Raw genomic sequence first — 10,068 nt, 5'->3', positions numbered from 1 at the left:
ATACTGGTCGAACAGCTTCCAGCCTCCTTTTCCGAGAATCCGGCGGTTTTCGTCGCCTCCGCCAAGGTCTTGCCTTCGCGATCTGACGGCGCACGTCGGCCGCGATGGCGGCCAGATAGCGCTGCTCGGGCTCTAGCGCTTCCGGCAGCTCCATGGTCTTCGGCCCATGTCCGGGCACCACGCGGGCGGCCTTGCGGTTGCCCATCTCCTCGAGCAGGGCAAGCCAGCCCTTAATCGAGCCGTCGATGGTGGGCACATGCACCGAGAACAGGAGATCGCCGAGAAACAGCGTATCGGTCTTGGTGTCGGTGACGATCAGATCGTTGTCGGTATGGGCCGTGGCCTGCGGTTCGAGCAGGAGCTCGCGGTCGCCGAGATCGAGCGTTGTTGGCTCTTTGATGCCAAGCGTCGGGAGGATGATTTCGCTGCCAGCGAAGGCCTCGTCTCCGAGCATCTGCTTGTTCGCGGTGAGATAGCTGTCCGCGCGGGTGCCGAGCGCTCTGGCGAGCTTGTAGTGCCCGACGAAAATGGGGTCGTCCTGCTTGAAGGCCGCATTCCCGAGCACGTGGTCGGGATGCATATGCGTGTTGATCACATATTTGATCGGCTTGTTGGTCACGGCGCGAATGGCCTCGCGCAGGTCCTCGCCCATCACCGCACTGCCCGAGGTGTCGATCACGGCGACGGCCTCGCTTCCCACCACGAAGCTGGCATTGGCCATGTCCCCGCGATTTTCCGGCGACTGCACCTCGTAGCGCCCCTGATGCACGAAGACGCCCGGCGCTACTTCGCTCACATCGGCCGCCGCGGCATGCGCCGGGGCGTAGCGGAGCAGGGGAGTGGCGGCGAGCGCCAGCCCCGCCCTGAGGACCGTCTGTCGCGATATGAGGCGTGGCTTGCACATGACTGTCAGCCTGACGTAATACTTGTAAGGCCGTGAAAGAAGGCCAGGAAACTCATTTTCGCCTTCGGCGTTACCCCTCCAACTTGGCCGCCGTGAGGCCGGGAAAGCGCTAAGAAATCAGGAGGGACTGACAAATGCGTATCGTTCTGACCGTTGCCGTCATCGCCGCATCCGTCGCGCTGGGCGGCTGTTTTCATCACCATCAATCCTACGCGGTCGAGACCCTGCCGCCTCCCGCCCCGCCGCTGAAGTAGAAGATAAAGACGTGGACCGCAGAGGGCCGGCGCAACGCCGGCCCTTCTTGTTTGGGTTGCGTTCGTATAGGTTACGCGAGCGCAAAAGGGAGGGAACTTGCATGCGACTTATTCTTATTCTTATCGTGATTGTTGCCATTTTCGCGGTGGTGCAGAGCAAGCGGCACAACTGTGAATTCGGCGACGACGGATGGTTCGACTGCGTCGTGGGCAAGACCGCTGACGAATTCTCCTCAAAAACGCCTGAGACGTCGCCGGCAACCCCGGCGGCGGAGGCTCCCGCAACCGAAACACCGGCGCCGGAGACTCCTCAATAGGCCTCGTCGGACGCATGACGGCGACCAGCCTTGGCGAGCGGTAACCTTGCGGTGATTTGGATGGACAGCGCCCATTTCCGGCGTTGATTCGGGGTATGATCCGCTGGCCATATGCGTTTATCTGGCCTTGCGCTTTTCGCGCGGCCCGGAGTGAACGCTCCAAGACGATGCCCTCAAGAGGATCAAGCGCGGGACGATGACCGCATCGAAGGACCATGCCGGCCGCGCACCGCTGCCTTGGCGGACCTGTTGCGCCCCGGCACCGATCTCGGCGCTGTCGCTGGCATCATCCAGCAAGCCATGGACGACGCGAGCAAGACGTCGGCAGAGGAGCGCGCCGCGCGGCTCCTCTCCGCCTCGCCGGCGGTCATCTACAGCTTCAAGGCGCGTGACGACTTTGCGCCAACCTTCGTCAGCGACAATCTCGAGCGCCTGTTTGGCTGCGCACCCTCGGAATACCTGGGCAACCCCGATTTCTGGCGGGAGCACGTTCACCCGGACGATCTGGCTCGGGTCGAAGCCGAGATCGCGAATCTCTTCGATATCGGCCACCAAGCCCTCGAATACCGTTTTCGCCGCAAGGACGGCTCTTATTGCTGGGTGAACGACGAGCAGCACGTTGTTCGGGACGCCGAAGGCGCACCGCTCGAAATCGTGGGCTCGTGGAGCGACATCAGCGCACGCAAGGCCGCCGAGGAAGGCGAGGATGCCGCCCGCGCCCGGCTTGCCATGCTTCTGGAGACGGCGCCGTCGGTCATCTATAGCTTCAAGGCCCGCGACGACTACGCGCCGACCTTCATCAGCGAGAACATCAAGCGGCTGCTCGGTTACTGTCCGGAGAAATATCTGGAGCATGCCGATTTTTGGCGCTCACACGTGCATCCCGAAGACCTCGCCACCGTGGAGGCCCAGCAGGGCAACCTGTTCGAGAAGGGACGCCACGTCACCGAATACCGTTTCCGTAAGCGCAACGGCACCTATATCTGGGTCAGCGACGACCAGTATCTCCTGCGCGACGAGAAGGGAAACCCCGCCGAGATCGTCGGCTCTTGGAGCAATATCAGCGCGCGGAAAGAGGCCGAGCAGGCCGAAAGCCAAGCCCGGGCGCGTTTCGATCTGATGCTGCATAGCGCGCCGGCCGTGGTCTACAGCTTCGGCGCGACCGGCGACTTCACGCCCAGCTTCGTCAGCGAAAACATCAAGCGCGTGCTGGGCTACACGCCCGACGATTATCTGACGAAGCCGGATTTCTGGCGCTCCCACGTTCACCCCGAAGATTTGGAAGAGGTCGAGGCCGGGCAAGCACAACTCTTCGACACCGGTCACCGCGTCTCCGAATACCGCTTCCGCAAGGCGGATGGCATTTATTGCTGGGTTAGTGACGAGCAGACCCTGGTCAAGGATCAGCAGGGCCATCCGCTCGAAGTGATCGGTACCTGGAGCGAGGTGACCGCGCGCAAGACCGCCGAGCAGGCCGTCCTTCAGCAGAGCGAGCAGCGGCTCACCGACGCGATCGAGACGATCTCGGAAGGGTTCTCGCTCTATGACGCCGAGGATCGCCTCGTTCTCGGCAACCAGAAATATGCCGAGCTGTTCGACGTGGGCGAGGGACCTCCGCCGCTAGGCTCCACCTATGAGGAAATCCTGCGCAAGGCGGTCAGGTATGGGGTTATCGGCGATGCGCGCGGGCGCGAGGAAGGCTGGATCCGCCAGCGACTCGAAGAGCACCGCAATCCTGGCGAGCCGGTCCTGCAACGCCGCGCCGACGGTCGTTGGATTCAGATCAGCGAGCGCCGCACCGAGACCGGCGGCACCGTTGCGGTCTATAGCGACCTCACCGAGGTGAAGGAAAGCGAACAGCGGGCGGCGGCCGCTAATCAGCTCATTCTTCAAAGCCTCCGCTACGCCAGCCGGATCCAATCCGCCGTGCTGCCGGCACGCCAAGAACTGGAAGCCGTGGCGGCCGATCACTTCCTCATCTGGGAACCGCGCGACATCGTGGGCGGCGACTTCTTCTGGTTTCAGCCGATCCGCGACGGCTATGCGGTCATGGTCGGCGACTGTACCGGGCATGGCGTTCCGGGCGCCTTCATGACGCTCATCGCCTGGGGACTGCTCGACCGGATGCTTCGCAGCGCGCCGAGCGACAAGCCGAGTGAAGTTCTGACCGGTCTGCACCAGGGCGTGCGGAGCTTGCTCGGCCAGGACGCCCAACAAGGCGAAACCGATGACGGACTCGAGGCCGGCATCTGCTTCATCAATCCCAAAAAACAGTCCATGACCTTCGCCGGCGCACGCTTCTCGCTGTGGCGGGCCAACCAGGAGGGCGTCATCGAGATCAAGGGCGATCGTAAGGGCCTGGGCTATCGGCGCTTCGCCCACAAGACACGATTCAGCGATTACACCTTTCCCTATGACGACCAGGACTCGTTCTATCTCACCACCGACGGGCTTATCGATCAGATCGGCGGACCGCGCGGCCGTTCGTTTGGCAAGCGCCGCTTTCAGGATCTCTTGCACAAACTCCGTGATGCGCCCATGAGGGAGCAGGAACTGTCGTTGCGCGAAGCCTTCGAGCAGTACCAGGGGGACGAACGCCGCCGTGACGATCTCACCGTCTTGGGCTTCATTCCGCACTCCTAGGAGGATCCGATGCTCGCCGGCCAACTGATGGATCTGCGGTCGATGCTGCATAAGCAAGGTGTGATCTTCGCCTATAGCGGCTATGTGACCGAACCCGTGCTCAGCGGTGTAGGCGAGGCGTTGAAGCAGAAGCTCACGATCGACGACGCCGACACCAAGACGCTGCGCAGTGTGTTTGCCATTTTCGTCGAGCAAATGCAGAACATCATCCGCTACTCCGCCGAGATGCAGCTTGCGCCGCCGCCGCCCGCGTCCGATGCAGGCGCACTCAAGGAGATCCGCTACGGAATCCTAACCATCGGCAGGGAAGGGGTGGATTACATCGTGTGTGCCGGCAATCTCGTACGCCAGACCGACGTCGAGCGCCTTCGTGAGCGGCTTAGCAGAATCAGAGACATGAACAAGGACGAGCTCAAGGCCCTTTATAAAGAGAAGCTGAGGGCCGATCCCGAGGAGGGCAGCAAGGGCGCCGGCCTCGGCTTCATGGAAATCGCCCGGCGCGCCACCCAGCCCATCGAGTTCGATTTTGTCGAGGTCGATGCCGACTATACGTTTTTCGCGCTTAAAGCGACCATCTGAGGGCTGAGTGATGCGAGATAAACTGGATATTGAGGCGACTTCGCGCACGCCGGCCGTGGGTTTCGATTTCGCCGGCAACCACCTGAAGATTTCCGGCGAGTCCTATCCCGAGGATGTGACCGAGTTCTACCGCCCAGTGTTCGACGCGCTCGATGAGTATCTCGGTGGGCTCGGCCAGGGCAGTTGCCGTTTCGACTTCGAGCTTATCTATCTCAACAGCTCGAGCGCCAAGGCCGTGATGATGCTCATGGACAAGCTCGAAGCCGCGGCGGCGAACGGCGCCTCCGTCGACATCCACTGGCTCTACGACAAAGAAGACGACACCATGCAGGAACTCGGCGAGGAGTTTGGCGAGGATCTCGAATCCGCCAAGTTCCATCTCGAGAAGATGTCCGTCTAATGTCATCCGACGACCTCTTCGGCGCCGAGGAGCGGGCGCTCGCGGCGGCGCAGGAGCTCATTGAGAGCGGCCGCTTCGCCGAACTTGCGGACGGCAAGCGCTATGAGGCGCTGGTCAAGGACTACCAGAAGCTGCTGCGGCCACGCGTCGGCTGATGCGCTTGAGCGATCGCAACGAGGAGCAGCTCAACGCGCTGACCAAGGAACAGCGTCAAGCCAACGAGGTGATTGCCCAGAAGAATAAGGCGCTCGATGCGCTCGCCACCAAGCTGTCGAAATATCTCTCGCCGCAAATCTATCATTCGATCTTCACCGGCGCCCAGAACGTGGAGATCGCTTCGAGCCGGAAGAAGCTCACGATCTTCTTCTCCGACGTGGTGAATTTCACCGAGACCACGGACAAGATGGAGTCCGAGGACCTCACCAACCTGCTTAACCGCTATCTCACCGAGATGACCAACATCGCGCTGGAGCATGGTGCGACCATCGACAAATATATCGGCGACGCCATCATGGTGTTCTTCGGCGATCCCGAGTCCAAGGGGGTCAAGGAAGACGCCCGTGCGTGCGTGCGCATGGCCATCGCCATGCTGAAGCGTCTTGCCGAGCTGCATACGGAATGGCTGGAGCTTGGCGCCGAGCAGCCATTCCATCTGCGGATCGGCATCAACACCGCCTACGTGACGGTGGGGAATTTCGGCAGCGACGACCGTATGGACTACACCATCATCGGCAGTGGCGTGAACGCCACCGCGCGGCTCGAGTCCTTTGCCGAGACCGACGGTATTCTCATCGGCCACGAGACCTATGCGCTGGTGAAGGACGAGGTGAACGCGGAGGAGCAGGAGCCGATCAAGGTCAAAGGGTTTGCCGAACCGCTCCGCTGCTACAAGGTTCTCGGCCTCTATGATGACTTGGTCGCTAAGGGGTCCGTCATCCGCGAGGAGCAGGACGGCTTCAAGCTTTTGCTCGATCTGAACAAGCACGACCGTGCCGAGGCCATCGCGGCCCTTCAGGCCATCGTGGACCGTCTAAAGGAATAGCGGCTTAGGTCCCATGGCGCTCGGGCGGGGCGTCGTCGTTGGCGGGAAGCCTGCGTGTGCTTTCCCGCAAGGCGTCCTTCAGCGAGGTCGGCCGGTGGTACTTCCCCAAGAGATCCTGGAATGCCTCATCCGCCAGCGACTGCACGCTGCGGCCGCAGTCGAGCGCCAGCATTTCGAGCGCCTGCAAGATCTCCGGCGCGAAACCGATGATCTTGCGGCGCGGGCGCGCTTTATAGGACGGAAGCGTCATGAGCCAATCAGTCCTCAGCATCTCATCTCGTTCCAAACATAGCTGATTCGCCTCCGCTCTGATCGACTCCGCGGAACTTATTGGAACTTTGGCGATTTAACGTCGCACGTCTCGCAACGCCGATCGACGCGCGAGAGCGAGCCGAGAATCATGAGAAACGCCGAAAGGACAACTACAATGGGCTTGTTCAGCAAAGACATAAAATCGATGGAGGATCTGTTCATTCACACCCTCCAGGACGTTTACTACGCCGAAAATCAGATCGTGAAGGCGCTGCCGAAGATGATCGAGAAGGCCACGAACCGAGAGCTCAGCGCCGGGTTGCGGAGCCATCTGAAGGAAACCGAAGGGCAGGTAAAACGCCTTGAACGCGTGTTCGAAAGTCTGGGCAAGGAACCCAAGGGCGTGGACTGCCCGGCTATCGACGGCCTGATCAAGGAGGCCGATGAAGTCGCCGGCGAGGTGGATGACAGCAAGGTTCTCGATGCCGCTATCCTCGGCAGTGCGCAAGCTGTCGAGCATTACGAAATGTCGCGCTACGGCACGTTGATCGCCTGGGCCAAAGAACTCGGCCACGACAACGTCGTGAGGCTGCTCAACGCCAACCTCAAGGAAGAGAAGGCGGCCGACAAGAAGCTGACCACCCTGGCCGAAGGCAAGGTGAACCGCCGGGCATCTGGCAAGACCGCCGCCAAACGGTCGACTGGCCGGCGTACGCCGTCGTCATCGCGTGCGAAGAAGAAGGTGCCGCTCAAGCGGGCCGCCGCGAGAAGCGGCACGACCAAGCGCAAGACCGGGTCAGCGAAACGCAAGACGGCGCGGAAATAGACTGCTCGGAAATAGACTGGATGGATCGTATCGGAGGCCGGGGCCTCGCGGCTCCGGCCGTCTCTTGCCTAAGAGGCTCGGGCTTCGGCGATGTAATGGGCGCGAAACGCCCGTGCGACCGGCCCCGGGACGCCGTCCCCGATTGCGTGCCCGTCGATCTCAATGACGGGGAGCACGAAAGCGGAGGCCGCGGTGAGGAAGGCCTCGCGCGCCTGGATGGCTTCCGCCACGGTGAACGGGCGCTCCTCCACGCGCAAGCCCTCCTCCTTGGCCAGCCGGAGAATGGCCCGGCGTGTCACCCCCGGAAGAATATGGGACCCCAGCGGTTGCGTGCGGAGCACGCCGTCGGCGTCGAGGATGAAAGCCGACGACGAGGTGCCTTCCGTCACGAAGCCATCCTCCACCATCCACGCCTCATAAGCGCCCTGGCGCTTCGCCGCCTGCTTGCCCATGGCTTGCCCCAGCATGGAGGTCGACTTGATGTCGCGGCGCTTCCAGCGAATATCGGGGATGGTGACGACCTTGATCCCTGTCTCGGCATAAGGGTTGTCGAGCAGGGGCCGGCTTTGGGTGAAAGCAACGACGGTCGGCAGGGCGGGCTCGGGATAGGCGAAGTCGCGCTCCGCCGGGCCGCGGCTGATCTGCAGATAGACGATGCCTTCGCCGACCTTGTTCTCGGCGATCAGCGCTTCGTGCAGCTCGCGCAGTCCCTCATGCGGGATCGGTAGCGAAAGCTCGATCTCCTTGAGCGATCGGTCGAGGCGGGCCAGATGCGCGTCGAAATCCACGAGCCGCCCGTCCAGCACCGCCGTGACCTCGTAGACGGCGTCGCCAAACAGAAAGCCCCGGTCGAAGACGGAGATCTTCGCCTCTTCTTCTGGCTGGTAGGCGCCGTTCACGTAAACGATGCGGGACATGGGCTGCCGGACGGCTGAGAGAATGCGCTTGCCTAGCGTTCGCTGGGTCCGAAGGCAAGCTGGCCGAGCGCCGCGGATTCTTGCCCAAGCTCACGCCACATGCTCAACTCTCACACGAGTAAGAACTGATTCCTCAAGTGGGTCAGGAAATTAAGGGGGGCAGAAATGACATCAGCAAGCCTTTTGATCGTGCTCTTCGTTGGAACCGTCGTGGGAGCGGTGACCGGCCTGGTGGTTGGTGGCAGCTTCGGCGCCGTTTATCTGGCGGTTCTCGCCGGCTTCCTTGGCGCCGTCGCCGGGGTCATCATCCGCAATCTCATTATTTCCAAAGGGGCAGGGGTCGGACCCGATGACTCCAAGACGCCCGCGTTGGTGGCGATCTACGCCATCATTGCTTCGCTGGCCGGCAGCCTCGCGGCGAAGGAGGTCCTCGATGTCAGCGAGCTCACCGCCCCGGTCGGCGTCGGCGCTTTGGCAGGATTGTTCTCGGCGGTGCTGCTGTCGATGCTGATGATCACCTACCACACCAATCCGGGCGAGCCGCCGAAGCTCCGCGCGACGCACTGATCACGAAGCGCAGGCCGGTTTGATCCGCAAGCCGGCCTCCTCGATGAGGGCGAGGTCGTCGTCTACATCGTTGTTGGCCGTGGTCAGCAGCTTGTCGCCGTAGAAGATGGAATTGCGCCCGCGAGGAAGCACAGGATCTGCGCTTCGCGAGTCAGCGCCGAGCGGCCGGCCGACAGCCGCACAAAGGACGTCGGCATCAGGATGCGTGCGGTCGCCACCATGCGCACCAGGTCGAGCGGCTCGACGGGGGCGTGCTCCTCGAGCGGCGTGCCAGGCACGGGGACCAGAGCGTTGATGGGCACGCTTTCGGGGTGCGGGTCGAGCGTGGCCAGCTCTTGCAGGAGGCGCGCCCGATCCTCGATGGTCTCGCCCATACCGATAATGCCGCCGCAGCAGACTTGCAGGCCCGCGCCGCGCACATGGGCCAGCGTCTCCAACCGGTCCTCGTAAGTCCTTGTGGTGATGATCTCCCGGTAGAACTCGGGCGATGTATCGAGATTATGGTTGTAGGCGGTGAGTCCAGCCTCGGCGAGCCGCTTGGCTTGAGCCTCGGTCAGCATGCCGAGTGTGACGCACGCCTCCATGTCGAGGTCGCGGACGCCGCGCACCATGTCGAGGACGCTGTCGAAGGCCGGTCCGTCTTTCACCGAGCGCCACGCGGCGCCCATGCAGAAGCGGGTCGCGCCGGCCTCCTTGGCGAGGCGCGCCTTGGACAGCACATCGTCCACGTCCAGCAGGGCCTCGCGCTCTAATCCGGTCTTCTTGGTGTAGTGGGCCGATTGCGGACAGTACTTGCAGTCCTCGGGGCAGGCCCCGGTCTTGATGGACAGCAGGCTGGCGAGCTGCACTTGCCCGTCCGCATGGTGCTGTTGGTGCACCGCCCGCGCCTCGTCCAGAAGGTCGAGCAGAGGCGCCCTTAGCAGGCACACGATCTCGATGGTCTGCCAATCATGGCGGGTTACGGGGTTGCCATTTGGCTCACGCTGGCTCTCCGCTCGGGAGGCCTGGCGGTTGATAGGATTCAAGCTTTCCAAGGTTTCTGACACGGCGTTCCAAGCGATTGATTGCTGGGGATCAGGCCCTTCGCTAATACAGGATCATGGTTGGAAGCGAAAGCCGGTACCAGGCCTTTCTCGCGTCGATCGGGCAAGATCGTTTGCGGCGGGAGCTGACCGCGGTGGCTGCGAGCGATGCGCGCCACCTTCGGGTCGGCGGCCGGACTTACGTCAATTTCGCCAGCAACGACTATCTGGCACTGCGCTTTCATGAGGCGCTTGTGGCCCGCGCGCGGGAGTGGGCGGAGGTCCACGGCGTGGGCTCCGGCGCCTCGCGCCTGGTGACCGGCAATCTCGATCTCTTCGCTCCCA

At 62.5% G+C, this 10,068-nt stretch carries 11 protein-coding genes and 3 pseudogenes; 9 read left to right on the top strand and 5 right to left on the bottom strand.

Going from position 1 to position 10,068, the window contains the following annotated elements; all coding sequences use genetic code 11:
- Positions 1 to 904 (bottom strand): quinoprotein relay system zinc metallohydrolase 2 (locus tag AUC71_RS14120; protein ID WP_069624751.1); only part of this gene is annotated, 904 nt, incomplete at its 3' end.
- Positions 905 to 1,259: 355 nt separating this feature from the next.
- Between AUC71_RS14120 and AUC71_RS14115 the strand changes: the two genes are divergently transcribed.
- From AUC71_RS14115 to AUC71_RS14095, 6 genes are all read left to right on the top strand, one after another.
- Complete coding sequence (locus AUC71_RS14115; RefSeq protein WP_069624750.1) at positions 1,260 to 1,475, top strand: hypothetical protein; 216 nt, start codon at positions 1,260 to 1,262, stop codon at positions 1,473 to 1,475.
- 237 nt (positions 1,476 to 1,712) lie between these two features.
- Positions 1,713 to 4,118, top strand: a complete 2,406-nt coding sequence (locus AUC71_RS14110) for a PAS domain-containing protein (RefSeq protein WP_069624749.1) — start codon at positions 1,713 to 1,715, stop codon at positions 4,116 to 4,118.
- A gap of 9 nt (positions 4,119 to 4,127) precedes the next feature.
- Entirely contained in the window at positions 4,128 to 4,697 is a 570-nt protein-coding gene (locus AUC71_RS14105; protein ID WP_069624748.1) for a SiaB family protein kinase, read from the top strand.
- Positions 4,698 to 4,707: 10 nt separating this feature from the next.
- Complete coding sequence (locus tag AUC71_RS14100; RefSeq protein ID WP_069624747.1) at positions 4,708 to 5,097, top strand: DUF1987 domain-containing protein; 390 nt, start codon at positions 4,708 to 4,710, stop codon at positions 5,095 to 5,097.
- Positions 5,097 to 5,252 (top strand): hypothetical protein, encoded by a 156-nt coding sequence (locus AUC71_RS19765; RefSeq protein ID WP_158007873.1) that lies wholly within the window; start codon positions 5,097 to 5,099, stop codon positions 5,250 to 5,252. Before AUC71_RS14100 ends, AUC71_RS19765 begins: the two co-directional genes overlap by 1 nt.
- Positions 5,252 to 6,139 carry an adenylate/guanylate cyclase domain-containing protein gene (locus tag AUC71_RS14095; RefSeq protein ID WP_069624746.1) on the top strand — a complete coding sequence of 296 codons (888 nt, stop codon included), beginning with the start codon at positions 5,252 to 5,254 and terminating at the stop codon, positions 6,137 to 6,139. The genes AUC71_RS19765 and AUC71_RS14095 overlap by 1 nt, the downstream gene beginning before the upstream one ends.
- 4 nt (positions 6,140 to 6,143) lie before the next feature.
- Here AUC71_RS14095 and AUC71_RS14090 read toward each other — a convergent pair whose 3' ends face one another.
- Positions 6,144 to 6,410, bottom strand: coding sequence for a ribbon-helix-helix domain-containing protein (locus AUC71_RS14090; protein ID WP_244500973.1), 267 nt, complete (start codon positions 6,408 to 6,410; stop codon positions 6,144 to 6,146).
- A 156-nt stretch (positions 6,411 to 6,566) separates the two neighbouring features.
- Here AUC71_RS14090 and AUC71_RS14085 point away from each other — a divergent pair.
- Positions 6,567 to 7,067, top strand: a pseudogene (locus tag AUC71_RS14085) (YciE/YciF ferroxidase family protein); the annotation flags it as partial.
- Between the two features lie 218 nt (positions 7,068 to 7,285).
- Here AUC71_RS14085 and AUC71_RS14080 read toward each other — a convergent pair.
- Positions 7,286 to 8,134, bottom strand: coding sequence for a D-amino-acid transaminase (locus AUC71_RS14080; RefSeq protein ID WP_069624743.1), 849 nt, complete (start codon positions 8,132 to 8,134; stop codon positions 7,286 to 7,288).
- A gap of 165 nt (positions 8,135 to 8,299) precedes the next feature.
- Here AUC71_RS14080 and AUC71_RS14075 point away from each other — a divergent pair, with 165 nt between their 5' ends.
- Positions 8,300 to 8,701 carry a hypothetical protein gene (locus AUC71_RS14075; RefSeq protein ID WP_141701727.1) on the top strand — a complete coding sequence of 134 codons (402 nt, stop codon included), beginning with the start codon at positions 8,300 to 8,302 and terminating at the stop codon, positions 8,699 to 8,701.
- On the opposite strand, the pseudogene AUC71_RS22845 reads toward AUC71_RS14075, so the two are convergent.
- Both AUC71_RS22845 and bioB read right to left on the bottom strand, forming a co-directional pair.
- Positions 8,702 to 8,842 (bottom strand): annotated as a pseudogene (locus AUC71_RS22845) (hypothetical protein); the annotation flags it as partial.
- The gene (gene bioB, locus AUC71_RS14070) at positions 8,785 to 9,630 is read right to left on the bottom strand and encodes a biotin synthase BioB (RefSeq protein ID WP_425283397.1); all 846 of its coding nucleotides are present in this window, start codon (positions 9,628 to 9,630) and stop codon (positions 8,785 to 8,787) included. The gene bioB and the pseudogene AUC71_RS22845, both read right to left, overlap by 58 nt.
- A 170-nt stretch (positions 9,631 to 9,800) precedes the next feature.
- Between bioB and AUC71_RS14065 the strand changes: the two are divergent.
- Positions 9,801 to 10,068 (top strand): annotated as a pseudogene (locus AUC71_RS14065) (hypothetical protein); the annotation flags it as partial.

Source organism: Methyloceanibacter marginalis, assembly GCF_001723295.1.
GTDB classification, from domain to species: domain Bacteria; phylum Pseudomonadota; class Alphaproteobacteria; order Rhizobiales; family Methyloligellaceae; genus Methyloceanibacter; species Methyloceanibacter marginalis.
Note: the sequence above shows the minus strand (reverse complement) of the source record. Positions and strands in the feature narration are given on the sequence as shown.